Source organism: Flavobacterium sp. AK-345 (assembly GCF_058310175.1).
The window spans coordinates 338,843-365,600 of the sequence record NZ_JBZEER010000005.1; the positions used below are offsets into that span (position 1 = coordinate 338,843).

The following is a 26,758-nucleotide window of genomic DNA, read 5'->3' on the forward strand; positions in this document are numbered from 1 at the left end:
ATGCTAAAAAAAACTTAGCAACTCAGTATCTTAGAATCTTAGCAACTTTAATTAGTATTTAAGCCATCTATACAATTCTTTCCAGGTTGGTTTTTTGCCGTACATTAAAATACCAACGCGGTAAATTTTTGCAGCGAACCAGACAACAAGGAAAAAGGTTGCAAACAATAATGATACCGAAATTGCAATTTGCCACCACGGTACGCCAAACGGAATTCGCATTAACATTACAATTGGCGACGTTAACGGGATCATTGAAAACACAATTGCAACAGTTCCGTGTGGATCGTTTACTACGGTAAAAAATCCGATGTATACACTTAAAATAAGCGGCATTATAATAGGCAGCAAAAATTGCTGTGAATCGGTTTGATTGTCGACCGCTGCGCCAATTGCGGCATAAAATGAACTATATAGAAAATATCCTCCAATAAAATAAACCACAAAACCAATAATGATACTGGCGATTGGTAAATTCCATAATTCACTAATATACATTTGTGCTGTCCCCGAAAATTCCTGTTGTGCAGAATGCATTAATCCTGGTGGAATTTTGGCTGTTGGACCAACATTTACTCCAAAAAATGCTGAAGCTGCAAACATTAATCCCAAACCAATGATAGCCCAGATTATAAATTGTAATAATCCGGCAAGGGAAGTTCCAACAATTTTACCAATCATTAACTGAAATGGTTTTACTGATGAAATGATGATTTCGATAATTCTATTAGTTTTTTCTTCGATCACGCTTCGCATTACCATATTTCCATAAATGATAATGAACATCATAATTAAATATCCGAAAGCACCTCCAATTCCAATTTTTATTTCGTTCAGACCTTTTAAACTTTCTTCTCCTGAAGCTTTCGCCAAATGAATATTAACCTCAGCATGTGCTTTTTGAATGGCTAATGTATCTAGTTTAGCTTGTTCGAAATTTAACTTTGTTATTTTATCAGCAATAACATCCTGTGTGTTTTCTATAAAAGCAATACTTGGACTATTATTCGAAATAAAATCTATTTTACTTTCTAAATCTTTTAAATTACTCGTTTTGGGAATAATAATTAAACCTGTAAAATTCTCTTTGACAATACTGTCTTTCAAAGATTTTGTATCAATTTGAGAAAGATCTAAATATCTGTATTCTCCGTCTTTTTTATTCTGTTTTACAAAATCATCTGCAAACAAACCTGTTTCGTCATGAATTGCGATTCGTTTGGTTTCAGCTTTCATTGAACTTAAATAACCAATAAATCCGGCAATTGCCACAAACAGTAACGGACTCAAAAAAGTCATAACAACAAAAGACTTATTGCGCACTTTGGCAATAAATTCTCTTTTTATAATCAGCGAAATGATGCTCATTTTTTTATTTTTTATTTTAGATTGTTGACTTTAGATTTTAGATTCCAGGTTTTCACTCTAAAATCTGAAATCTAAACTTTTTCAGTAACTGTCTGAATAAAAATATCGTTTACACTCGGGATTTTTTCTACAAAATGTGTTACTTGTCCGCGTTGTGTCAGAATATGTAATAACTCGTTTGGAGCTGCATTTCCTATCTGAATATTTAGTTTTAAATCGTCATTTAAAGATTTAAAATTAGCCGGCGAAACTGTAAACTTTTGTGTAATGTCATACATCAAACCTTCAACATTATTAGTCAGGATTCCAACTTCAAAACTATTGGTTTTAAACTCGCGTTTTACATCGCTTACTTTTCCTTCGATCAGTTTATTCGATTTATGAATTAAGGCAATATGATCACAAAGTTCTTCAACACTTTCCATTCTGTGCGTAGAAAAGATAATTGTGGCGCCTTGTTCTTTTAATGCCAAAATTTCATCTTTAATTATATTAGCATTTACGGGATCAAAACCGGAAAATGGCTCATCAAAAATTAGCAATTTAGGCTTATGCAATACACAAACTACAAATTGAATTTTTTGCGCCATTCCTTTAGAAAGTTCCTGAATTTTTTTGTTCCACCAACCCTGGATTCCCAAACGATCAAACCAAAAATCCAGTTGCTTTTTAGCTTCGGCTTTAGAAAGTCCCTTCATTTGTGCCAAATACAAACATTGCTCTCCCACTTTCATAGAAGTGTACAAACCTCTTTCTTCCGGAAGATAACCGATATTCTGTACATGTTTTGGCTGCAATTTTTCTCCATCCAAAATAATCTGACCGCTGTCTGGCAGTGTAATTTGATTGATGATTCGAATAAGGGAAGTTTTTCCAGCTCCATTTGGACCTAACAATCCGTAAATGCTGCCTTTGGGCACATTCAATGAAACTTCGTTAAGCGCTACATAATCGCCATATTGTTTTACGACTTTATGTACTTCGAGTAAGTTGCTCATGCTGTTTTTAGAATTTTCTACGTCAGTTTGACCATTGTGGCCTAGCGAGTGTAAAAGTAAATAATTAGTACCGATTCTAAGTAATAATACATAAAAAACCCATTCTAAATTTACTTCAGAATGGGTTTTAAAATTTATTTTCTCTTTTTAGAAAAAGTTTCTGTTATGAAAACATATCTTTTACTTTTTCAAAAAATGATTTTTCTGATTTTTCAGGACTTGGAACAAAATGTTCGTCGTTAAGAGCATTTTCGAAAAATTGTTTTTGCTCTTTATTCAATGTTTTAGGTGTCCATACATTTACGTGAACCAGTAAATCCCCGCTTCCGTAACCGTTAATACTTGGAATACCTTTTCCTTTTAATCTTAATATTTTTCCTGATTGAATTCCTTCTTCCAGTTTAATACGAACTTTTCCATTTATTGCTTCAATATCTTTAGAAACTCCTAAAACTGCTTCAGGGAAACTGATATATAAATCAAAATGAATATTTTCGCCTTCACGTTTCAAAAATTCGTGTTCCAACTCTTCAATTGCAACAATTAAATCACCAGGAACGCTGTTTCCGGGAGCATCATTTCCTTTGTTAGAAACTTTAAGCTGCATTCCGTCAACAACTCCTGCAGGAATTTTGATTGAAACTGTTTCATCTTCCAAAACCATTCCCTGAGCATCTGCTTCAGATGGTCTTTTATCTAGAATTTGTCCAGAACCTCCACAAGTAGGGCAAGTTGATGCAGATTGCATTCTTCCCAAAATTGTGTTTGTTACACGCATTACCTGTCCCTGACCATTACAAGTCGAACACGTTTTGTATGTAACTCCTTTTGCCTGAACTTTACGTTTTACTTTTACTTTTTTCTCAACACCATTTGCAATTTCTTCTAAAGTCAGTTTAACTTTAATTCGAAGATTGCTTCCTTTAGCGCGACGAGGACCGCCTCCGCCTCCACCGAAACCGCCAAATCCTCCACCAAAAATATCACCAAACTGGCTGAAAATGTCATCCATATTCATACCACCGTGACCACCACCGCCAAATCCGCCAGAACCATCAAAAGCCTGATGTCCGTATTGGTCGTATTTAGCTTTTTTGTTAGGATCACTTAAAACTTCATAAGCTTCTGCCGCAAGTTTAAAGTTTTCTTCTGCCTCTTTGTCGCCTGGATTTTTATCCGGGTGATATTTCAAAGCACTTTTTCTGTAAGCTTTTTTTATTTCGGCAGCGTCAGCATTTTTTGAAATGCCTAGTATTTCGTAAAAATCTTTTTTCATAATTTAGGTTAAATTCCAAATCTAAAAATTCCAAATTCCAATACTTAAAAAATTGACTTTCAGAATATTTAATTTGTTTTTTTAGTTTCCGATAACCACTTTAGGGAAACGAATAATTTTGTCTCCTAATTTGTAGCCTTTTTCAATAACATCAACAATTTTTCCTTTTAATTTGTCAGACGGAGCTGGAATTTGGGTAATTGCCTCAGCAAAATCAGCATTAAAAGCATCACCTGCTCTTACTTCAACTTGCTCTAAACCTTTAGAAACCAAAGTGCTTTTCAATTTTTCGTGAATCAACTCAACACCTTTTTTCAAATTTTCATCGTCAGATTTGTTGATCTCTACAGTTGCTCTGTCAAAATCATCCAAAACAGGAAGCATTGCTAACAAAACTTCTTGGTTTGCTGTTTTAAACAAATCCATACGCTCTTTTGAAGTTCTTTTTTTGTAATTTTCAAATTCGGCAAATAATCTCAAAAACTTATCTTTTTCTTTTGCCAAGTCTTGAGCCAATTGCTCTTCAACACTTAATTCTTCAACAATTAACTGCTCACCGTTGGCATTGTTTTCTAACGTTACATCATCTAATTCCTGATCGAATTCTGTATTTTCCGTAGTCATATTACTTGTATTTTTAAAAATATTCTTAAACTTCATTTTCAATTTCTTTCTTTTGGATTGCAAAAGTACTGCCAAATCTTATAAAATGTCAAATTGTCACGCTATTAAAATTTGGCTGTTTATATAAATAATTTTCTTACTTTAAAATTTAGTATAATTTTAAGACTATTACGTTTTAGTTTATAGTATATTTGAAGACAAAATTATAATCTAAATTATTACCTATCAAAATTGAATTTAAGGGTTGGCCTCGGCCTCAAAATAATTATTAATTCAAATTTACCTTATATTAAAAAAAGCTTCGCCTTATGAGACGAAGCTTTTTTTTGTTGAACGAAAAAAATTTACCGCAGAGAACGCAAAGTTTTTTTACTCTTAGCTTTATGAAAAATACAAAGTTCGCAAAGCTTTGCGCACTTAGATTGTGTAAACACAACTTTAAATCTTAGTGAACTCTGCGAAAAACCTTTGCGTTCTTTGCAGTAAAAATACTTTGTATGTATATTTTTTAATGTTCTCCAAAAAAATTAGCCTTGATCTTCAAAAACGAAAAGTTCGCAAAGCTGTATTATTTAGCTTTGCAAACTTTTATGATTTTAAAATTATTCTTAGATATAAATCTTTGCGTTCTTTGCGGTAAAGAATATTGCACGGGCGGAGGGATTCGAACCCCCATCAACGGTTTTGGAGACCGCTATTCTACCCTTGAACTACGCCCGTAACTTAAGGTCGGCAAATTAAAAGTTTTTTTTCTTCCCCGGCAACTATTTCAGGCAGAGATTTAAAAAGAAAATCCTTTAAACACGCACGATCCGAAGCAAAAACCTTTGCTTCAAATAGTTAACCTATAATTTTTATTTCACGAAGATTTCAAAAAAGATTTTGGCAGATTAAAGCAGATTTATTTATATAACAATCAAATAAATCTGCTCAAATCTGCAAAATTTGCGTGAAACAAAAATCTAATAATCCTTTTATCCCGATAGCTATCGGGAGTGGCAAAACACTTTACCATTCAATTATGCTAATAAAGCATTTTTCAATCCTTCAAAATCAACTGAAACCTGTTCGCCTGAAACTAAATTTTTAAGCGAATATGAATTTGAAGCAATTTCCTGATCGCCAGCAATTACTGCAAACGGAATCAAGCGCTTGTCTGCATATTGAAATTGTTTCCCTACTTTTACATTATCAGGATACAATTCTACTTTTATATTTTCTTTTCTCAATTTCTGAATTGCCTGCGAAGCATATAAAGCCTCAGCATCTCCATAATTAATAAATAATGCCTTTGATGTTGCGGCAACAGTTTCAGGAAATAATTGCAACTCTTCCAGAACCAAATAAATTCTGTCTAGTCCAAAAGAAATTCCGACACCGCTCATATTCTTCAAACCAAAAATACCAGTCAAGTCATCGTATCTTCCGCCACCGCCGATAGAACCCATTGAAACGTTTTTTGGCGCTGCTACTTCAAAAATAGCTCCGGTATAATAATTTAGTCCACGCGCTAATGTCACGTCAAGATCTAATGTCGCAGTCGCTAAACCTAAAGTAGCCACATTGTCACAAATAAATTTCAATTCTTCTACACCTTTCATTCCTTCTTCTGATGAAGCTAATAAATCTGAAAGCTGATTGATTTTATCTGCAAATGTTCCTGTAAAATTAAAAAGCGGCTGTACTTTAACCAATGCTTCTTTGGCAATGCCTTTTTCAATCATTTCTTTTTTAACACCATCTTCACCAATTTTATCCAGCTTATCAAGAGCTACCGTAAAATCGATCAATTTATCAGATGCGCCAATAACTTCTGCAATTCCAGATAAAATTTTTCTGTTATTGATTTTAATGGTTACGCCTTCTAAACCTAAAGAAGTAAAAACAGTGTCATATAACTGAACCAATTCAACTTCCTGCCAAAGTGATTTTGAACCTACAACATCGGCGTCACATTGATAAAATTCTCTGTAACGACCTCTTTGTGGGCGATCTGCTCTCCAAACTGGTTGAATCTGATATCTTTTAAAAGGAAATTCAATTTCGTTTTGGTGCTGTACCACATATCTTGCAAACGGAACTGTCAAGTCGTAACGTAAAGCCTTCTCAGAAATTTTTCCGGTAAATTTATTCAGCTCAATTCTTTGATTCAAATCAATCGTTTCTGCAGAATTAACTTGTAAAGATGCTATTGATTCCGGTAATTCTATTTTATTTTTATTGAAGAAAAAATTACCTGAATTCAGTATTTTAAAAATCAAGCGATCTCCTTCTTCACCATACTTTCCCATTAAGGTATCTGAATTTTCAAACGACGGAGTTTCAATTGGCTGAAAACCAAATTTCTCGAAATTACTTTTTATCGTCTGAATAATATATTGACGTTTTGACACCTCTGCAGGCGAAAAATCTCTTGTTCCTTGTGGTATGCTTGGTTTTGAAGCCATCTTTTTTATTTTAGATTTCTGATTTTAGATTTTAGATTTGTTTTTCAAATCCTAATTAAAATCTTTTTGGATTATTTTATTTTTCAGATTCGTAATTTACTTTCGAAATCACAAATTCTAAATGGACTGCAAATATCTTATTTTTTAAAATAAATATTGGCAGTTCGAAAACAAACTTGTAACAAAAAACGTATTTTCGTGACAAATTGGTCATGATGCTAAAATTATTTAAAGAAAATATCCGAATTGCTTTTGGTTCTATCAAAACACAATTACTGCGAACCATTCTTACCGTATTAATTATTGCTATCGGGATTACCGCTTTGGTTGGGATTTTGACCGTTGTAACAGCGCTTGAAAATACGGTTTCTACCAATTTTGCTTCAATGGGAGCCAATACTTTCAACATCAATCAATACGAAAATAACGTTAAAAACCGAGGAGGAAATGAACGCGAAATTATAAATCCAATTATTTCATATCCCGAAGCTGTCGCTTTCAAAAATAAATTCAAATATCCTTTTACAGAAACATCGTTGTCTTTTACCGCAACTACAACGGCAGAAGTAAAATATTCAGATAAAAAAACAGATCCGGAAATTACCATTGTTGGTGTCGACGAGCATTTTATTTCAAATTCAGGTTTAGAAACCACTTTAGGGCGTTCTTTCAACCAATTTGACATTGACAACAATACTTATTCCTGTATTGTAGGTTCTGATTTTGAAAAAGGCTTATTGAAAGACATTAACCCAATTGACAAAGTTATTTCAATTCGCGGAGCGCGTTTTAAAGTTATTGGTGTTTTAAAAGAAAAAGGTTCAACATTTGGGAACAGTCAGGATTTACGTGTTTTGATCCCGATTCAGGTGGCGCGTTCTTTATTTACAGCTCCAAACATCAATTATACAATGAGTGTAATGGTTTCTAAAAAAGAACTTTTAGACGAAGCTGTTGACAATGCAACAAGTACCATGCGAAGAGTTCGTAAACTGAGTCCGGTTCGTGATAATAATTTTGGCATTGGCCGAAGCGACGATTTAATTAATCGAATTCTTGGTATCACGAAATATCTGGGTTGGGCTTCCTGGATTATTAGCGTTATTACGATTTTAGGCTCATCAATTGCCTTAATGAATATTATGATTGTTTCGGTTACAGAACGTACGCGCGAAATTGGTGTTCGAAAAGCTTTGGGCGCAACAAAAATTACAATTTCAGTTCAGTTTTTTATCGAAACTTTATTGATTGGACAAATTGGCGGTTTGGTCGGAATTGTATTGGGAATCCTAATTGGCTTTGCTTTTGCAGCCGCAATGAGTTTTGCATTTGTGATTCCGTGGATGGCGATTTTTGCTGCTTTTGCAACTAGCTTTATGGTTGCAATTGTTTCTGGATTATATCCAGCGATAAAAGCTTCGCAACTTGATCCTATTGAAGCTTTGCGATATGAATAATTTTATTTATTTGAAGCAGAAATAATCATTTTACAAGACCTTCTTTCCCGCTATTCGTTTCAATCTTTTTTGTTGAACCCCAACAAAAAAGGATTTCCACTGCTATCGGGGCTAGATTAGAAATTTTTAACTTTAATGATCTTCTTCTACAAGTTTTTAGAAACCTTGCAGGAAATCATACGGTCATTATCGTAAATATCTTTTCTTAATTCGATGTTTTTAAAATCCATTTTCTCCAGTAAATCAGTCATTTCATTTCCTAAATACTGATTGATTTCAAAAAACAATTGCCCCTTATCTTTAAGTCCGCTTTTTGCCAAAGCAGCTATTTTTCTATAAAAAATCAAAGCATCGTTATCATCTACAAAAAGTGCCAAATGTGGTTCGTAATCCAAGACATTTTTTTTGATTTCTTCTTTTTCTAAGTTACGAACATAAGGCGGATTAGAAACAATAATATCAAAATTACAGGTAAGCACATCTGTATCTAAAATATTCTGATACATAAAAGTAACATCTACATTGTTATTGATGGCATTTCTTTTTGCGGTTTCTATCGCTTTTTTTGAAACATCGATTCCGTAAACTTCGGCATTTGGGAGATTTTTTGCCAAAGAAATTGCAATACAGCCGCTTCCGGTTCCGATATCTAAAACTTTTATTTTTTTAGATTTTACTTCTTTGTTTTCATTAATAATCCATTCGACCAATTCTTCTGTTTCCGGTCTCGGAATCAAAACATTTTCATTTACTTCAAAATCCAAACCATAAAAATTTGTTTTCCCAAGTAAATACTGAATTGGGACTTCTTTTTTCAGCTCGTTTAAAAAACCACCCCAAATAGCAAGATCAGCATCTGAAAAAGTTAATTCATGATTGAGCGCCAAATCAATTTGCCTAAGCTTGTGTTTATTTTCTAATATTAAATAAAAAAAACTCTCTGCTTCATAAGCATCATAAAAAGGAGAAAGTTCTTTTATAAATTGAGTTCTATATTGTTTGATTCTCATTTCGTTTTGAGCATTTTTTAGCTAAATCCAACCCTGTTCTACAATAAGTAGTGCAAATTAAAAATTGTTACAATCTTATTTTACAATTCCTTCAACATCCAAATCGGACAAGAACTATGTCCAGTACAACCTAACGGAGCATCTAAATACTCAAAACCTGATTTTTTATATAATTTTTGAGCGGCATGCATAAAAGGCATCGTCTCTATATAACATTTCTCAAAGCCAAAATCTCTGGCCTTCAGCAAGCATTTTTCCATCATTTGACTTCCAATTCCTAATCCGCGGGTTTTAGGCAAAAAATACATCTTTTGCAATTCGCAAATTTTTGGATCACCATTTTCTAAAGGCGCAATGCCGGAACAGCCTACAATTTCACCTTCATTTTCCACAACAAAATAAACAGATTGTGGTTTGTTATATTCTTCAAACATCAAATCTAAATACGGATCTGCATAAGCTGTTCCAACTTTTGGAATTTCCATTTCGTCAAAAACCGATCTTATTAATTGGGCAACTGCCTGATTGTCTTCTTTTTTAATTCTTCTGATAATCCAATTTTCCATATTTCAAATTCGTCTGATATATTACAAAAGTAGAAATACTTTTCCGATAGTTTTATAACAAATCAGAATGTTTCACAACTATACCAAATCTATCGGCAATAAAGGCAAAAATAACTACTTTTGTAAAGTGAATATACATGAGAAATACATAAAGCGTTGCATTGAATTGGCCCGAAATGGCTTTGGAACTACATATCCAAACCCAATGGTGGGAAGTGTAATCGTTTATGAAGACAGAATTATTGGCGAAGGATGGCATAAAAAAGCCGGAGAACCTCACGCTGAAGTCAATGCCGTTCGATCTGTAAAAGACAAATCACTTTTAAAAAAAGCAACAATTTATGTAAGTTTAGAACCCTGCAGTCATTTTGGAAAAACGCCTCCGTGCTGTGATTTAATTATTGCAAATGAAATTCCGAATGTTGTAGTGGGAACTGTTGATCCCAATGAAAAAGTAGCCGGAAACGGAATCAGAAAATTAATTGCCGCCGGAGCCAATGTTACGGTTGGCGTTTTAGAAAAAGAATGCAACGAACTCAATAAACGCTTTTTTACTTTTCATAATAAAAAAAGGCCTTATATTATTTTGAAATGGGCGGAAAGTCAGGATGGTTTTTTAGCGCCCGAAAAAGATATAAACCAGGGCAGAAAACCAGTTTGGATTACCAATCAATATTCGAGACAATTGGTTCATAAGTGGCGAAGTGAGGAACAGTCAATTTTAGTGGGAACACAGACGGTTATTGATGACAATCCAAAATTGAACACAAGAGATTGGGCTGGTAATAATCCGGTAAGAGTGGTTTTAGATCAAAATAACCGAATTTCTAAAGACAGTTTTATTTTTGATGACAGCGTAAAAACGATTGTATTTACAAAATCTGAAAGTAATTCTTCTACAGAAAATACAACTTTTGAAATAATTGATTTTGATCAGAATATAATTCAGCAGATTTTAGATGTTTTATATCAAAATCAAATTCAATCGATTATTATTGAAGGCGGTTTAAAAACCTTACAATCTTTTATAGATGAAAACGTTTGGGATGAAGCGAGAATTTTTATCGGAAAAACTTCTTTTGAAAAAGGAACTAACGCTCCAATCATTTCGAAGAAAAATACAACCAAAACTTTCATTCAGGACGATGAATTAATATACGTTAGAAATCATGATTGATACTATAATTTTTGACTTTGGAGATATTTTTATCAATTTAGATAAACAAGCCACTATTTCGGGATTACAGAAATTAGGAATGACGGAATGGAATTCTGAATTTGACCGATTAAATCTTTTGTTTGAAACGGGAGATATTTCGTATGATGCTTTTTTGGCAGGTTTTCAGGAACAGCTTCCAAATGCCTCTAAAGAAGAAATCCTGCAGGCATGGAATGCCGTTTTGGCTGATTTTCCTTTGTACCGATTAGAATTTCTGCAAATGCTTTCAAAAAAATACCGTTTGTTTTTATTGAGCAATACCGATTCTATTCATATTGAAACTTTTCAAAATACAACTGGGATTTCATTCTACAGCGATTTTTACCAATGCTTTGAAAAGGTTTATTTTTCATTTGAAATTGGAAAACGAAAACCAAATCCTGAAGCTTATCAATACATTATTAACAAACACGAATTATCTCCAAAAAGAACTTTGTTTGTAGATGATAAAAAAGAAAACACAGATGCAGCCGCGGCTTTAGGTCTTCATGTCTGGAATTTGCAGGTTGGCAAGGAAGATGTTGTAGATTTATTTGATAAAAAAATATTGTAGTAAAGTGAATTTGGCGTGAATTTACCGCAAAGACGCAATCCCGATAGCTATCGGGATACGCAAAGTTCACCAAGATTTTTAACGGATTAAGAATACAAAGTTCGAAAAGCTTTGTATTGATTTAGCTTCGCGAACTTTGCGGTAAAATTAACTCTGTAAAAAAACAATTAAACATAATTTAGAAATTTACTTTTGGAATATAACGATACGTATCAAACCATTGCTTTTGAATCTGAGGAAGTGCTTTTTAAGGAAAAAGGAAGTAAATTCTTTGGATATGCTTTTCCTATCGAAAATGAGGATGCTGTAAAACCCATTATCGAAAACTTAAAAAAGCAGCATCCGCATGCGGTACATTATTGTTATGCATATCAAATTGGTACGGCTCCAAAAATTTCTTATCGTGCCAATGACGATGGCGAGCCAAGCAACACGGCGGGAGCACCAATTTACGGACAAATACAATCTTTTGGCCTGACTAACGTTCTTGTAGTGGTTGTTCGCATTTTTGGCGGAATTAAATTAGGCGTTGGCGGATTAATTGCAGCTTACAAAACAACAGCACAAATGACATTGGAAGTTTGTGAAATTGTAGAAAAAACAATTGATGTGCATTTTTTAATTTCTTTTGATTACAAAAACATGAATAAAGTAATGCGGGTAATTAAAGAAAAGAAGCTTGAAATTGTTTCTCAGGAAATGGAAATTGATGAAGAATCAGGTTTGCCACTTGGAAAAATTAGTACAAAAACGCGAAAAAAAAATGCCGAAATGATATTCGACATTTTTGATTTAATGTTTGAAATTGACATCAAAATTATATAATTTTATATAAAAACACAGTGCGTTTTAACAATTATACAAGCGTTTTAAATAATTCTAAAATATAATCCGGAGGAGCTGTTGGACGACCTGTTTTTAACGAAATAAATACTAAAATAAACACCGCAGTTGTTAATAACTCATTCGCTTCATTATAGATTGCGCAGTCAAATTCAATCTTAACAGATGACTGACTTTTGAAAGTTGTATGAATTGTAAGAAGCTCATCGTAACGGGCCGATTTTTTATAATTTATTTGCATTGAAACAATTGGCAATCCAATTCCGCTTTCTTCCATGCTTTTATACGAAATCCCTTTATTTCTAAGCCATTCCACGCGTCCTATCTCAAAATATGGGATATAATTTCCGTGATAAACGACTCCCATTTGATCAGTTTCAGAGTAACGAACACGCACTTGCGTTTGATGATTTTTCATTATTTATATATTAAAAAAAATTAATTTTCAAAAGCCGCCTTACAACATTTTTTTATAAAATTAGAGGGCAAAATATTTTTTTTTACAGAAATTTGTTCACATATTTGTTATCCCGAAATACGGAATAAAATTGCTCCTTTTTTATTAGGAGAATCTTTATCAATAATAAAAAAATTTATCTGAATTTATGACTAAAACTGCTCAATCGGTATGGGAAAACTGTTTGTCCTTTATAAAAGACAATATTCAAGATCAAGCCTATAAAACTTGGTTTGAACCAATCAAATCAGTTGAGCTAACCGACAACGCGTTATATATTCAGGTACCAAGTAAATTTTTCTACGAATGGCTCGAAGAGCATTACGTTAAATTATTGAAAGTTGCGCTTACCAAAGAACTGGGAAAAAACGCAAAGTTACTCTATAAAATTAAAATGGAAAACACTTATGGCAATAAACAACCGTTTACCGAACAGTTGCCAAGTGCCAATAGAGTGCCAATGAAACCGCAAGAGGTTGATGCTCCGTTTAAAAACTTAAATCCAGAACTTAAAAATCCGTTTGTAATTCCGGGAATTAGAAATTTAAAAATTGAATCGCAGTTAAATGCAAACTACAGTTTTGATAATTTCTTAGAAGGAGATTCAAACCGTTTGGCTCGTTCTGCAGGTATGGCTGTAGCTAATAAACCTGGAGGAACTTCATTTAATCCGTTATTGATTTTTGGTGGAGTTGGTTTAGGAAAAACACACTTAGCGCATGCAATTGGTGTTGAAGTAAAAGATAAATATCCTGAAAAAACGGTTTTATATATTTCTGCCGAAATTTTCACACAACAATATATTGATTCTGTAAAAAAGAATAATCGTAATGATTTTATCCATTTTTATCAGTTAATCGACGTTTTGATTATTGATGATGTTCAGTTTTTATCAGGAAAATCAGGAACTCAGGACGTATTTTTCCATATTTTCAATTATCTGCACCAAAACGGAAAACAGGTAATTTTAACTTCAGATAAAGCTCCTGTTGATATGCAGGATATTGAGCAACGTTTGCTTTCTCGTTTTAAATGGGGATTATCTGCAGAGTTACACCAACCTGATTACGAAACTCGTATTTCGATCTTAAAAAACATTCTATACCGCGATGGTGTTGAAATACCGGAAGACATTATTGAATATGTTGCACGCAATATCAAAACCAATGTTCGTGAACTTGAAGGTGCAATTATTTCCTTAATCGCGCAATCTTCTTTCAATAAAAAAGAAGTTACAATTGAGTTGGCTAAAAGCGTTGTAGAGAAATTTGTTAAAAACGTAAAGAGAGAAATCTCTATCGATTATATTCAAAAAATTGTGTCAGATTATTTTCAGTTGGATATTGAAACACTTCAATCTAAAACAAGAAAAAGACACGTGGTTCAGGCGAGACAATTGGCTATGTTTTTTGCAAAGAAATTTACTAAAGCTTCTTTGGCAAACATTGGTTCGCAAATTGGAGATCGCGATCATGCTACCGTATTACACGCTTGCAAAACAGTTGACAATTTAGTTTCGACAGACAAACAATTCAAGAAATTTGTAGAAGACATCAACAAAAAACTAACGCTATAAACGCGCATCATGCCAGTAAAAATTTTAATGGTTTGTTTGGGAAATATCTGCAGATCGCCTTTGGCCGAAGGTATTTTAGCATCAAAACTACAAAACGAAAAATTTATTGTTGATTCGGCCGGAACCGGTTCCTGGCATGTAGGTCATTCGCCAGATAAACGTTCTATCGCCGTTGCTCAAAAAAATGGTTTGTGCATTGATGGCCAAAAAGGAAGACAATTTAAAATTTCTGATTTTGACGAATTCGACTATATATATGTAATGGACAATTCGAATTATCGTGATGTTATCCATCTTGCCAAAACACCAGAACATAAAAATAAAGTTCATTTAATTCTAAATGAATTATTTCCAGATGAAAATGTAGATGTACCCGATCCTTACTTTGGCGTTTCTAACGGTTTTGATACTGTTTATCAAATGCTGGATGAAGTAACAGATATCATTGCAAAGAAACTCATCGCAAAACATTCTTAACTTATTTATTTTCAATTATTCATTGCGTAATAATTGAAAATTTTTCATTTTATAATCTATAATATACAACACATGAAACTTCAAGGAAAATTGTATTTAATTCCAACTACTATGGGCGAAAGCGATCCGATGGATGTTTTACCGCAAACAGTAAAAAGAAGTATTGAACTTATAGATTATTATATTGTTGAGAATGATAAAACCGCAAGAAAGTCAATAAAAGCGGTTTATCCTGAAAAAAAGCAGTCTGAACTTGTTCTTTTTACTTTGAATAAACGTACTGAACCAAGCGAGCATTTAGATTTTATTAAACCTTTATTAGAAGGAAAAAATATGGGTTTAATGAGCGAAGCCGGCTGTCCGGGAGTTGCAGATCCAGGTGCTGTAATTGTAAAATTAGCCCACGAAAAAGGAATTCAGGTTGTGCCTTTGGTTGGCCCTTCTTCTATATTATTAGCAATGATGGCTTCTGGAATGAATGGCCAAAGTTTTACGTTTAACGGATATTTACCAATTGATAAAGACGAGAAAAAATCGGCTTTAAAGCATTTTGAAAAATTATCACAAGATAAAAATCAATCACAAATTTTTATTGAAACACCTTACAGAAACAATAAACTGGTTGAAGATCTTTTACAAATTCTAAATCCCGCAACACATCTTTGTATTGCAACAGATATTACGCTACCTACAGAATTTATTAAAACAATGCGCGTTGCCGACTGGAAAAAAATCAAGGTTGATTTGCATAATCGACCAACAATTTTTATCCTTCATAAAATGTAAATCTTAAAACCATCCGTTATGAAAAAGTTTCTACTTCTGATTTTGATTTGCTTTGCCCAAGTTACATTTTCACAAACCACTAAAGAAGTTGGAAAACCTAACGTGGATGAAGTGTCAGACATAAATAATGAAAATTTAGTTTATAGTACTCAAGGCGTAGATATAAAACCTGAATTTCCTGGCGGCGTAGCTGTATTTAATAGTTTTCTTGATAAAAATTTTATCAAGCCAGCAGACAAACCGAAAATGAAAGGAAAAATCTATTTTACTTTTATCATCGAAAAAGACGGTTCGCTAAGTGATATAAAAATATTAAGAGACCTTGGATATGGTACTGGCGACGAAGCTCTTCGAGTTATAAAAGTAGCTCCAAAATGGAATCCCGGCAAATATAAAAATAAAGAAGTGAGAACTTTAAATGCCGGACTGATAACTGTAAGCTAAGCATATCTTCTATTTCGCTCACAAGTTTTTCCTTAATTAAACTTTATAATGAGTAAACTTCCCAACATAACTACAAGCATATTCACGGTAATGTCTAAAATGGCATCTGAATACAATGCAATTAATCTTTCGCAGGGATTTCCTAATTTTCCTGTTGATGAAAGATTAACAGATATTATTGCAAAACTTGCCAAAGAAAATGTGCATCAATATACCCCAATGTCGGGTTATCCGCCTTTGCAGAACCAGATTTCAAAATTGGTTCAAAGTTCTTATAACAGAACTATTGATCCTGAAACAGAAATTTTGGTAACGGCCGGCGCTACTCAGGGAATTTTTACTTCGATTTTGGCTTTGGTTAAAACTGACGATGAAGTGGTTATTTTAGATCCGAGTTATGATTCGTATGAATCTCCGGTTTTACTTTGTTACGCAAAACCTGTCAGGGTTGCTTTAAATGACGACTATACCCCAAATTGGGAAACGATCGAAAAAGCGTGTTCAGAAAAAACGAAAATGATTATTATTAATAATCCGCATAATCCAACAGGGAAAATCCTGACTCAAAATGATTTTTTGCAACTGGAAAAATTACTTTCAAAATATCGTGACCTTCTTGTTTTATCTGATGAAGTTTACGAATACATTACTTTTGAAGAAAAACATATTTCGGCACATACTAAAAGTTTTCTTTTAGATCGTTGCATAATAGTTTCTTCTTTTGGAAAATCATTTCATATTACCGGCTGGAAAATTGGCTATACGGTAGCGCCGGAATATTTAATGAAAGAAATTAAAAAAGTACATCAATTTTTGGTTTTTAGCGTAAATAGTATTTCACAGATTGCTATTAGTCAGTATTTAAATATTGTCGATGTAAATTTACTTGGAAAATTCTATCAGGAAAAACGCGATTATTTTCAAAAATTACTTCAAAACAGCCGATTTGAATTAAAACCATGTGAGGGAACTTATTTCCAGGTTGCTTCGTATACCAACATATCAGATGAAGATGATGTCACTTTTTGCAAAAAACTAATTACTGATCATGGCGTTGCCGCGATTCCAATATCTACCTTTTATTCTGATCATAAAGATCAAAAATTAATTCGTTTTTGTTTTGCCAAAGATGATTTCACACTGGAATCGGCAGCAAAAAAATTATCTAAAATATAAAGTTTTTTAAAATTTTATAACAATATTATGCACGCATCCTATTTTATTTAATTAATATTGTAAAAAAGAAAAGTATGAGCTATACAGATAAAATGTTACGTGACGATGCTTTAAAGGGCAAAGTTATAGTGGTTACAGGCGGCGGAAGCGGTTTAGGAAAAGCAATGACTAAATATTTTTTAGAATTAGGAGCTCAGGTAGCGATTACTTCGAGAGATTTAGAAAAGCTGAAAAATACTGCTACTGAACTTGAAACTGAAACTGGCGGAAAATGTTTACCACTTCAATGTGATGTTCGTCATTATGAAGAAGTTGAAAACATGCTTCAGGAAGTTTTAAAAACTTTCGGAAAAGTAGATGTTCTTTTAAACAATGCGGCTGGAAATTTCATTTCTCCAACAGAACGTTTGTCTGCAAATGCATTTGATACTGTTATAGATATCGTACTTAAGGGTTCAAAAAACTGTACGCTTGCTTTTGGAAAGCACTGGATTGACAGTAAACAAAAATCGGCTACGATTTTGAATATTGTTACTACTTATGCCTGGACAGGTTCTGCGTATGTTGTACCAAGTGCTACAGCAAAAGCAGGAGTTTTGGCTATGACAAGAAGTCTTGCTGTTGAATGGGCAAAATACGGAATTCGCTCTAATGCAATTGCACCGGGGCCTTTCCCTACTAAAGGTGCATGGGACAGGTTATTGCCGGGAGATCTTGCCGAGAAATTTGATATGGCAAAAAAAGTACCATTAAAACGCGTCGGCGACCATCAGGAATTGGCCAATTTAGCTGCTTATTTGGTTTCTGATTTTTCAGCTTATGTAAATGGAGATGTTATTACAATTGATGGCGGCGAATGGCTGAAAGGCGCAGGACAATTTAATTTATTAGAAGCGATTCCGGAAGAACTTTGGGATCAGCTTGAAATGATGATAAAAGCAAAAAAGAATAAATAATTACAAGTGCTTACTAAATTCAGAATATTTTATTAAAATTATACTGATTGCACAAATCCCGAAGGTTTTACTTTCGGGATTTTTTTTATGCTTTTCACCATATAAATAATATCTTTTTAACCATATAAGCAATATAAGTTCAACCAAGAAGTGTTTTCACTAAATATCTTGTTGCTTAAATTTACTTCTGTTACTTATATGGTTTAAATAAATAATATGTTGAGACAATTCAGTTAAATTATTATTTTTGCCGAATAAATATATAACACCAAATTTATGCTCATTATTGGAATTGCAGGAGGAACAGGAAGTGGAAAAACAACAGTAGTACACCAGATTATGAATGAATTACCAGACACTGAAGTGGGCGTAATTTCTCAGGATTCGTACTATAAAGAAACCCATAATTTGTCGTTTGACGAAAGAGCATTAATAAATTTTGATCATCCGCGCGCTATTGATTTTGAATTGCTGGTAAAACATTTAAAAGCATTAAAAGAAGGCGAAACTATTGATCAGCCGGTTTATTCTTTTATTCAGCATAACAGAACAGATGATACCGTTTCTACACATCCTAGAAAAGTTATGATTGTTGAAGGGATTTTGATTTTGACAAATCCTGAACTTCGTGAGCTTTTTGATGTCAAAGTATATGTTCACGCAGATTCTGACGAAAGATTAATTCGTCGCTTGAAACGTGATATTTCTGAAAGAGGCCGTGATATTGATGAAGTTTTAACTCGTTATCAAAACACATTAAAACCTATGCATGAGCAATTTATAGAACCATCTAAAGCTTTTGCCGATATTATCATACCAAATGACAAATACAATACTGTTGCAATCGATGTGGTTCGTGCTGTAATTAATCAGCGAATTTCATAATTTTTATCGTAAATTTATTCCATAATCCCGATAGCGATTGTGACTTGCTCTCACTATCGGGTAAAATTGAAAACTAAAATGAAAAATCCGTATAAAGACAAATCTTGGTTTAAATTTCTAGGCAATAAATATGTCTGGGTTTTACTCTTTTTTGTGGTCTGGATGTTATTTTTAGACAATTACTCCTATTTTGATCATCGCTTTTTAGACAATCAAATTAATGAACTCGAAGACAATAAAAGTTATTATAAAGAGGAAATTAAAAAGGATCAGGAACAAATCAAACAATTAAAAAATCCTGAACAAATAGAAAAATATGCCCGCGAAAAATATTTCATGAAAAAAGACAGCGAGGATATTTACATCATTCACTTTGAAGGAGATACTATTCAAGATAAAGAATAATCAGAAAAAAACACCAAATGGCTACTACCCTTTTCGACAATTTTAATCCGATTTCATCCAAACAATGGAAACAAAAAATTCAGTTTGAATTAGATGGAGCTGATTATAACGAAACCGTAATTTGGAATTCTCCCGAAGATATTCAGGTAAAACCATTTTATCACAGAGACGAATTCTTTAAAACTGCTTCTGTAAAAACAAGTGCTTCAAATTTTAAGATTTGCCAAAATATCTTTGTTTATGATATTGAAAAATCAATTCAAAGAGCCATAAACACTATCGAAAGAGGTGCTGAAAGTTTACGTTTCACCATCGAAAACGAAAAAATTGATATTCAAAAATTATTAGAAAATCTTCCTTTAGAAAATAGAACCGTTTACTTTAATTTGAAATTTATTTCAATCGATTTCGTAAAATTATTAGATACCATTTCGATTCAGAAAAAAGCAACTTTTTACTGTAATTTAGATCCCATTGGTCATTTTGCGCGAGAAGGGAATTGGTTTACAACATCTGATAAAAATAATTTTGAAACGATTGAAAAAATTTCAAAAGCAACTACCAATCTTTCTTTACTAAGTATCGATTTGGGTTTGTATCAAAATGCAGGTGCAAATATTACGCAGCAAATCGCTTATAGTCTGGCTCACGCCAATGAATATCTGAATCGTTTGCCCGACATTTCTAAACCAATTGTTTTTCAGGTTTCGGTAGGAACTAATTATTTCTTCGAAATTGCAAAACTCCGTGCTTTGCGAATGCTTTTTAAATTAATTGCTGCTGAATATAATGCTGATTTGGATTGTCATTTATTAGTGACGCCAACCAAACGCAACAAAACAATTTACGATTATAATGTAAATATGCTTCGTACAACGACAGAATGCATGTCGGCTATTTTAGGCGGTGCAGATGCGGTTGCTAATTTACCTTATGATTCTTTATACCATAAAGACAATGAATTTGGCGATCGAATTGCCCGCAATCAATTATTGGTTTTAAAACATGAAAGTTATTTTGATAAAGTAAATAACCCTGCAGACGGAAGTTATTATATCGAAAGTTTAACGATGCAACTGGCAGAAAAAAGTTTGACTTTATTTAAAGATATTGAAGCCAATGGAGGTTTCCTAAAACTTTTGAACGACGGAACAATCAAAAAGAAAATTCAGGAAAGTGCCAATAAAGAACAAGAGTTGTTTGATGCTAAAAAAGAAGTTTTGCTAGGCACAAATAAATACCCAAATAAAGAAGATAAAATGAAACATGATTTAGAATTGTTTCCTTTTGTGAAAATAAAGCCAAGAAAAACATTAATTACGCCCATTATAGAAAAAAGATTAGCTGAAAAGCTAGAACAGGAACGCCTTGAACAAGAATAATCATTTTTCGAAGTAATTAATAACCTACTCAAAAGAGTATTTCAATGATAAGAAAAGACCTAAAACATATTAATTTAAATAGTCAAAAGTCGAAAGTCGAAAGTCAAAAGCCCGAAGATTTGACTGACAACTTCTTTACTGCGGAAGGAATTGAACTCAAGAAAACCTATTCTGAAAAAGATATTGAAGATTTAGAGTTTCTTGATTTTGGGGCTGGTTTTGCACCCAATTTGCGCGGCCCTTACGCTACAATGTATGTGAGACGTCCGTGGACAATTCGTCAATATGCCGGATTTTCTACAGCTGAAGAAAGCAATGCTTTTTACAGAAGAAATCTTGCAGCAGGTCAAAAAGGATTATCCATAGCATTTGATTTACCAACACATCGAGGTTACGACTCTGATCATGAAAGAGTTGTTGGTGATGTGGGAAAAGCGGGTGTTGCCATAGATTCTGTTGAAGACATGAAAGTGCTTTTTGATCAGATTCCGTTAGATGAAATGTCGGTTTCAATGACAATGAATGGTGCCGTTTTACCTATTATGGCATTTTATATTGTAGCTGCAGAAGAACAAGGAGTTGCCATTGAAAAACTTTCAGGGACAATTCAGAATGACATTTTGAAAGAGTTTATGGTTCGAAATACCTATATCTACCCGCCAACACCTTCGATGAAGATTATTGCTGATATTTTTGAATTTACAAGCAAAAAAATGCCGAAATTCAATTCTATCTCTATTTCAGGTTATCATATGCAGGAAGCCGGAGCAACAGCCGATATTGAATTAGCTTATACTTTGGCCGATGGATTGGAATACATCAGAACCGGATTATCAACAGGAATGTCAATTGATGACTTTGCTCCCCGCCTATCTTTCTTTTGGGCGATTGGTATGAATCATTTTATGGAGATTGCAAAAATGCGTGCCGGACGGATGATTTGGGCAAAATTATTGCAGCAGTTTAATCCTAAAAGTGATAAATCTCTGGCATTAAGAACACATTGTCAAACGAGCGGATGGAGTTTAACAGAACAAGATCCTTTTAATAATGTTGCAAGAACTTGTATCGAAGCTACGGCAGCAGCTTTTGGCGGAACGCAATCTTTGCATACAAATGCACTTGACGAAGCAATTGCGCTGCCAACCGATTTTTCTGCCAGAATTGCACGTAATACTCAAATATATTTACAGGAAGAAACTAAAATCACCAAAACTGTAGATCCTTGGGCTGGTAGCTATTATGTCGAAAGTTTGACTAACGAGATTCTTGAAAGTACCTGGAAACTTATCGAAGAAGTGGAAGAATTAGGCGGAATGACAAAAGCCATTGAAGCCGGAATTCCAAAACTTAGAATTGAGGAAGCTGCCGCAAGAAAACAAGCCAGAATTGATAGCGGACAAGATATTATTGTTGGTGTAAACCAATATCGATTAGAAAAAGAAGATCCGCTTCATATTTTGGATGTAGACAATCAAATGGTTCGCAAACAGCAAATTGATCGATTAGAGGAAATAAAGTCGAAAAGAAATACAGAAGAAGTAAATAAATCACTCGAAAAATTAATTCTTTGTGCTAAAACCAAACAAGGAAACTTGCTTGAAATTGCTGTTGAAGCTGCCCGAAACAGGGCAACTTTAGGAGAAATAAGCGATGCCCTTGAAACTGTTTTCGGAAGGTTCAAAGCACAAATTAAATCCTTTAGCGGTGTGTATAGTGCAGCAATAAAAAACGACGAAAATTTTGAAAAAGCCAAGCAATTAGCTAATGCTTTTGCAAAACAAGAAGGAAGACGTCCCCGAATTATGATTGCCAAAATGGGACAAGACGGTCACGACAGAGGTGCAAAAGTTGTAGCAACTGGTTATGCTGATGTTGGTTTTGATGTTGATATTGGCCCGTTATTTCAAACTCCTGCAGAAGCTGCAAAACAAGCGGTCGAAAACGACGTACATATTTTAGGCGTTTCATCGTTGGCAGCCGGACATAAAACATTGGTTCCGCAAGTTATTGAAGAACTTAAAAAGCATGGTAGAGAAGACATTATGGTAATTGTTGGCGGAGTAATTCCGGCACAGGATTATCAATTTTTATTTGATGCCGGAGCAGTTGCCGTTTTTGGTCCCGGGACTAAAATTAGCGAAGCTGCCATTAAAATTTTAGAAATATTAATTGATTAAAAAAAATGTAAAAAATAAAAATCCCGAATAATCGGGATTTTTATTTTTTACATTTTTTTTAATCGTGTATTGTCGCGTTACTATCTGCTTCAATATAAGAAAGATCATAACCTCCAAAGGCTTTCATATAACTTCTTAACGAAGTGCCGTAAGCATCTCTAAAATGTCTGTTCCCTTTATTTCTAAAGAAGTTTTTTACTGATCCCGCGCCACCTAAATGCGCAGCAGCTAAAATTCCTGATTCTGTAATTTCGACACCGTTAATGGTTTTCCCTTCATACCTTTCAATTTCATTACGCAAAATCCATTTATTAATAGATAATAATGCGATAAAGGCTTTTTCTTGTAAAGCAGGGTCTTTTAGGAATTCTTTGTTGTTTTTCACACCGATGGCTCTCAAAGCTTTAGAGCCAAATTGGTATTTTCCCATGTAACCAAGAGAATTTACTTTTCGGTATTTTCCCTGAGATTCTTTAAAAGCAACTGCTTCTTTAAAACCTATAAGATGATTTCCGGTGTAGGGAATGTTTAAGTTTTTTTCAACAGGATAATCATCCTTGTCTTGAGATGGAAGGGAGTATTCAGATCCATCTGTTTTTTCTATTAAAAACCAAGGTTTGGTTTTTAGATTAAAGGGTTTAAACCCCAGGCTTAAAAATGTAATAATAACGATTAAACTTGTGTAATAATACCATTTCTTTATCATAAATTGTTTTTCTTCAAAACGCTGTCACCCTTTCGAAATTTCTACGGTGCAAAGATAAGAAATACAAAATAATACTGATTTTCAATGTTTTAGTAGTTTACAAAAAATCTAAAATTCCCTTTCATCCCTTTATTGATGCACTTTTCGGGCGTTCGATAAAAATTAAATTAAGCTGCTAAATGGCGAAAAACAAATCTTTAAAAACGTCATTTTTATCAAATTTTTAGCAATTTTGTTAAAATTGAAATAAAAAACCTACAGTATTTAGAGCATTTTTGATTTAATTAGAATGTTTGGGCAAAAAATTATCTGATTTTTAGGTTAAAAAATCGAAGTGAAAAGGTTATTAAATTAATCTTCTTGACAAAAGAGCAAATTCAGCATTAATTAATTGCCCTTTTCAATTAAAACACATTAAAATACATGCCTAAAATATGAAGTTCATAAAGACAAATATTGAAAATAAAAAAACCGAAGCTTTTAGCTTCGGTTCTTTAGGTATATTTTATATTTTTTTATCTCGTTACTCCCTGACTAGCGATCCAGTCTGAGTATTTTTTTGCATTTACCTGATGCTGCTCATAAGTTGAAGCAAATTCATGATAACCAAAACGGTCCACACTTGCGCAGAAATAAATATAATCATGTTTTTCAGGGTTTAAAACAGCTTCAAGAGCCGTAATGTCCGGCATTGCAATTGGTCCTGGCGGAAGTCCAACATTCACGTAAGTGTTATATGGCGATTTCATAATCAAGTCATTATAGAAAACTCTTTTTATAACCTGATCAAAATCGTTCGCTTTTAGTTTTAATGCATAAATAACGGTTGGATCTGCCTGTAAAGGCATCGCTAAACGCAATCTGTTTAAATAAACACCTGCAATACGTGGTCTTTCATCTTTTTTTACAGATTCTTTATGAACAATAGAAGCTAAAATTGTTGCCTGAACCGGTGTTAAACCTTGTTTTTCAGCTTTTGCAATTCTTTCTGCTGTCCAGAAATTATGGTATTCCTTAATCATTTTATCACGGAATTTCACCGCAGATGTATTCCAGTAAACTTCATAAGTATTGGGAATAAACATGGCAAAAACGTTCTCTTCATTAAAACCATTTTCTTTTAAAAAAGTAGAATCTTTTATGGCTTTCATTAATGATAAACTATCAGCTTCAATTTCTGAACCTACTCTTCCTGCAAAATTCTCCAAACGTTCCTGATTGTTAAAAGCTAATTTAACCGGAACATTTGATCGCATTGCACGAACCAAATCAATATTATTCATGTCTTTTTTAAGCAAAAAACGACCTGATTTTACATTTTCAGGATAGCTTCTTTTATTGGCTACCATTTCAAAATTATCGTAATTCTTAAGATAAGGCTCTAATATTTTTTTTACATCTGTATAATTAGCTCCGGTTGGAACATACACATAAACTTCTTTTTCTTCGAATTTAGTATTGGCGCTAAAAATTCTGCTAATTAAAATAAATCCGTAAATTATTAAAACTGAAATTACGGCTACGGCACTTAATGTGATGATTTTTTTTATACTCAAAGCTAAAAATTTAAATTTGTTTGTTAATTAACTGAAAAATTGCTTCATCTTGATAGTGGCCATTTAGCAAAATCCAATCTTTTTTAATTCCTATTTTCTCAAACCCAAATTTAGTAAAAAGAGCTATACTCGCTACATTTCCTACATTAATATTTGCATATAATTGATGCAAATTTAAATTATGAAAAGAATATTTGATTAACAACTCTAATGCCTCAGAACCAATATTTTGGTTTCTGTTTTGTTTATTTTGAATAACAATTCCAATCCCCGCTCTGTTATTTTTCGGATCAAATTCAAATAAATCAATCAATCCTATAGCAGGAAAATCTTCGTCCTGACAAATTGCCAAACGCAACTGTTTCGCCTCATAAATATCCTGATGTGCATTTTCAAGATATTGACGAACCAAAAAACGGCTATATGGAGTTTGTGTATTGCTGACTTCCCAAATACTCTGATCATTTTCCATCACATATACAAACTCTAAATCATTAGGTTCTAATGCACGTAGATAAATATTTTCGCCTTTGAGTGTTATCATTTTTCAATTTTAGATTGCAAATTGTAGATTTTAGATTGGAATATTAGATATACAAGACTAATTGCTATGATTACTAAAATTAATGAGAGTAACGTTCTAATGTAATCTATTTCGTCGTTTGTTTGCTCTTTTTTGATTTTAGGTTTAGGGTTTAATACATGCTTTGTGTAAGTGAGTCTTTTTTCTAAAATCTTATTATTCAAACCATACTTTTTTGCTTCCTCAAGTATTGGTTTTGCAGTATTAAATTCTCCCTTGATCATTTTTATATTCCCTAATTCAAACAACAATATTGCAATAATATTATCTTTTGGTTTGATAAAAGAAATTCTTTCATTCAATTGATAATTCAATGCCTTATCTAATTTATTTAGCTGAATAGTATCCAGTTGAGAAACAGGTTTGATTTCTTTACCGAAATCGGTATTCAAAAGAAATTTAGCATTTTGAGATTTTACACCGTTAATTTTTGCTTCTAAAATACGGGAATGAAGCCATTCTGAACCATTATGCGATTTCGGATTAATGGTAATTGATTTATTAATCCATTTTAAAGCCTCTTCATTATTCCCCATCAATTCGTATAAGGTTCCTAAGTTTGAAGCGGTAGAATATCGGTTTGGCTTTAACTTTTCAATCTTTAAATACAGACTTAAGGCTTCGTGATATTTCTTTTCAATAATCAAAACATATCCTTTATCCGACAAATAGTCTAAATCCTTTGTTTTACGATAAAGACTGTCCAACTCAAATTCGAAACGTTCTGAAAATTTTCCTATAAAAAAATTATGTCCAAATGGTAGATTATCAGCATAATCCATATAAAGATATTCACCATTTTTCATTAAATATTTTTCTCCATTCAAA

General features: G+C 33.1%; 26 protein-coding genes and 1 tRNA gene. 14 read left to right on the plus strand and 13 right to left on the minus strand.

What is annotated here, in order from left to right:
- Positions 1-51: 51 nt before the first annotated feature.
- The 6 genes from AC4FQ3_RS12160 to hisS all read right to left on the minus strand — a co-directional run bounded on the left by AC4FQ3_RS12160 (position 52) and on the right by hisS (position 6,713).
- Positions 52-1,368, minus strand: coding sequence for an ABC transporter permease (locus tag AC4FQ3_RS12160; protein ID WP_491182021.1), 1,317 nt, complete (start codon positions 1,366-1,368; stop codon positions 52-54).
- A 71-nt stretch (positions 1,369-1,439) separates the two neighbouring features.
- Positions 1,440-2,366, minus strand: a complete 927-nt coding sequence (locus AC4FQ3_RS12165; protein ID WP_491182022.1) for an ABC transporter ATP-binding protein — start codon at positions 2,364-2,366, stop codon at positions 1,440-1,442.
- Between the two features lie 163 nt (positions 2,367-2,529).
- Positions 2,530-3,642, minus strand: a complete 1,113-nt coding sequence (gene dnaJ / locus AC4FQ3_RS12170) for a molecular chaperone DnaJ (protein ID WP_073395470.1) — start codon at positions 3,640-3,642, stop codon at positions 2,530-2,532.
- An 81-nt stretch (positions 3,643-3,723) separates the two neighbouring features.
- Positions 3,724-4,302: a nucleotide exchange factor GrpE gene (locus AC4FQ3_RS12175; RefSeq protein WP_042565144.1), complete on the minus strand. Its 579-nt coding sequence runs from the start codon at positions 4,300-4,302 to the stop codon at positions 3,724-3,726.
- Between the two features lie 613 nt (positions 4,303-4,915).
- Positions 4,916-4,986, minus strand: a tRNA-Trp gene (locus AC4FQ3_RS12180).
- Positions 4,987-5,285: 299 nt separating this feature from the next.
- Positions 5,286-6,713 (minus strand): histidine--tRNA ligase, encoded by a 1,428-nt coding sequence (gene hisS, locus AC4FQ3_RS12185; protein ID WP_491182023.1) that lies wholly within the window; start codon positions 6,711-6,713, stop codon positions 5,286-5,288.
- Between the two features lie 212 nt (positions 6,714-6,925).
- Between hisS and AC4FQ3_RS12190 the strand changes: the two genes are divergently transcribed.
- Positions 6,926-8,170 carry an ABC transporter permease gene (locus AC4FQ3_RS12190; protein WP_042565142.1) on the plus strand — a complete coding sequence of 415 codons (1,245 nt, stop codon included), beginning with the start codon at positions 6,926-6,928 and terminating at the stop codon, positions 8,168-8,170.
- 146 nt (positions 8,171-8,316) lie between these two features.
- On the opposite strand, the gene prmC is transcribed toward AC4FQ3_RS12190, so the two are convergent.
- Positions 8,317-9,180, minus strand: a complete 864-nt coding sequence (gene prmC, locus AC4FQ3_RS12195; RefSeq protein WP_491182024.1) for a peptide chain release factor N(5)-glutamine methyltransferase — start codon at positions 9,178-9,180, stop codon at positions 8,317-8,319.
- Between the two features lie 80 nt (positions 9,181-9,260).
- Entirely contained in the window at positions 9,261-9,746 is a 486-nt protein-coding gene (locus tag AC4FQ3_RS12200) for a GNAT family N-acetyltransferase (RefSeq protein WP_491182025.1), read from the minus strand.
- Positions 9,747-9,873: 127 nt separating this feature from the next.
- Between AC4FQ3_RS12200 and ribD the strand changes: the two genes are divergently transcribed.
- From ribD to AC4FQ3_RS12215, 3 genes are all read left to right on the plus strand, one after another.
- Complete coding sequence (gene ribD / locus AC4FQ3_RS12205; RefSeq protein WP_491182040.1) at positions 9,874-10,923, plus strand: bifunctional diaminohydroxyphosphoribosylaminopyrimidine deaminase/5-amino-6-(5-phosphoribosylamino)uracil reductase RibD; 1,050 nt, start codon at positions 9,874-9,876, stop codon at positions 10,921-10,923.
- Positions 10,916-11,518: an HAD family hydrolase gene (locus AC4FQ3_RS12210; protein WP_491182026.1), complete on the plus strand. Its 603-nt coding sequence runs from the start codon at positions 10,916-10,918 to the stop codon at positions 11,516-11,518. The genes ribD and AC4FQ3_RS12210 overlap by 8 nt, the downstream gene beginning before the upstream one ends.
- Positions 11,519-11,710: 192 nt before the next feature.
- A complete protein-coding gene (locus AC4FQ3_RS12215) occupies positions 11,711-12,343 on the plus strand; it encodes an IMPACT family protein (RefSeq protein ID WP_491182027.1) in 633 nt (210 codons plus the stop codon).
- A gap of 31 nt (positions 12,344-12,374) precedes the next feature.
- Here the strand turns inward: AC4FQ3_RS12215 and AC4FQ3_RS12220 are convergent, their stop codons facing one another.
- Positions 12,375-12,779, minus strand: coding sequence for an acyl-CoA thioesterase (locus AC4FQ3_RS12220; RefSeq protein ID WP_042565137.1), 405 nt, complete (start codon positions 12,777-12,779; stop codon positions 12,375-12,377).
- Between the two features lie 187 nt (positions 12,780-12,966).
- Between AC4FQ3_RS12220 and dnaA the strand changes: the two genes are divergently transcribed.
- From dnaA to scpA, 10 genes are all read left to right on the plus strand, one after another.
- A complete protein-coding gene (gene dnaA, locus AC4FQ3_RS12225) occupies positions 12,967-14,394 on the plus strand; it encodes a chromosomal replication initiator protein DnaA (RefSeq protein WP_042565136.1) in 1,428 nt (475 codons plus the stop codon).
- 9 nt (positions 14,395-14,403) lie between these two features.
- Positions 14,404-14,871, plus strand: coding sequence for a low molecular weight protein-tyrosine-phosphatase (locus AC4FQ3_RS12230; protein ID WP_491182028.1), 468 nt, complete (start codon positions 14,404-14,406; stop codon positions 14,869-14,871).
- Positions 14,872-14,943: 72 nt separating this feature from the next.
- Positions 14,944-15,657, plus strand: a complete 714-nt coding sequence (locus AC4FQ3_RS12235; RefSeq protein WP_042565134.1) for an SAM-dependent methyltransferase — start codon at positions 14,944-14,946, stop codon at positions 15,655-15,657.
- Between the two features lie 18 nt (positions 15,658-15,675).
- Positions 15,676-16,101: an energy transducer TonB gene (locus AC4FQ3_RS12240; RefSeq protein ID WP_491182029.1), complete on the plus strand. Its 426-nt coding sequence runs from the start codon at positions 15,676-15,678 to the stop codon at positions 16,099-16,101.
- Between the two features lie 48 nt (positions 16,102-16,149).
- The gene (locus AC4FQ3_RS12245) at positions 16,150-17,277 is read left to right on the plus strand and encodes a methionine aminotransferase (RefSeq protein WP_491182030.1); all 1,128 of its coding nucleotides are present in this window, start codon (positions 16,150-16,152) and stop codon (positions 17,275-17,277) included.
- Positions 17,278-17,351: 74 nt separating this feature from the next.
- On the plus strand, positions 17,352-18,233 hold the full coding sequence (locus AC4FQ3_RS12250; RefSeq protein WP_042565132.1) for an SDR family oxidoreductase: 882 nt from the start codon (positions 17,352-17,354) through the stop codon (positions 18,231-18,233).
- 276 nt (positions 18,234-18,509) lie between these two features.
- Positions 18,510-19,118, plus strand: coding sequence for a uridine kinase (gene udk / locus AC4FQ3_RS12255; RefSeq protein WP_042565131.1), 609 nt, complete (start codon positions 18,510-18,512; stop codon positions 19,116-19,118).
- A gap of 78 nt (positions 19,119-19,196) precedes the next feature.
- A complete protein-coding gene (locus AC4FQ3_RS12260) occupies positions 19,197-19,523 on the plus strand; it encodes an FtsB family cell division protein (RefSeq protein WP_042565130.1) in 327 nt (108 codons plus the stop codon).
- Between the two features lie 17 nt (positions 19,524-19,540).
- Positions 19,541-20,905 carry a methylmalonyl-CoA mutase subunit beta gene (locus AC4FQ3_RS12265; protein ID WP_491182031.1) on the plus strand — a complete coding sequence of 455 codons (1,365 nt, stop codon included), beginning with the start codon at positions 19,541-19,543 and terminating at the stop codon, positions 20,903-20,905.
- Between the two features lie 44 nt (positions 20,906-20,949).
- Positions 20,950-23,085 carry a methylmalonyl-CoA mutase gene (scpA, locus tag AC4FQ3_RS12270; protein WP_491182032.1) on the plus strand — a complete coding sequence of 712 codons (2,136 nt, stop codon included), beginning with the start codon at positions 20,950-20,952 and terminating at the stop codon, positions 23,083-23,085.
- A gap of 58 nt (positions 23,086-23,143) precedes the next feature.
- On the opposite strand, the gene AC4FQ3_RS12275 is transcribed toward scpA, so the two are convergent.
- From AC4FQ3_RS12275 to AC4FQ3_RS12290, 4 genes are all read right to left on the minus strand, one after another.
- On the minus strand, positions 23,144-23,791 hold the full coding sequence (locus AC4FQ3_RS12275) for a hypothetical protein (protein WP_042565125.1): 648 nt from the start codon (positions 23,789-23,791) through the stop codon (positions 23,144-23,146).
- A gap of 515 nt (positions 23,792-24,306) precedes the next feature.
- Complete coding sequence (gene mltG, locus AC4FQ3_RS12280; RefSeq protein WP_491182033.1) at positions 24,307-25,347, minus strand: endolytic transglycosylase MltG; 1,041 nt, start codon at positions 25,345-25,347, stop codon at positions 24,307-24,309.
- A gap of 10 nt (positions 25,348-25,357) precedes the next feature.
- Positions 25,358-25,891, minus strand: coding sequence for a GNAT family N-acetyltransferase (locus AC4FQ3_RS12285; RefSeq protein ID WP_491182034.1), 534 nt, complete (start codon positions 25,889-25,891; stop codon positions 25,358-25,360).
- Positions 25,888-26,757: a tetratricopeptide repeat protein gene (locus AC4FQ3_RS12290; RefSeq protein ID WP_463460021.1), complete on the minus strand. Its 870-nt coding sequence runs from the start codon at positions 26,755-26,757 to the stop codon at positions 25,888-25,890. The genes AC4FQ3_RS12285 and AC4FQ3_RS12290 overlap by 4 nt, the downstream gene beginning before the upstream one ends.
- Position 26,758 lies beyond the last annotated feature (1 nt).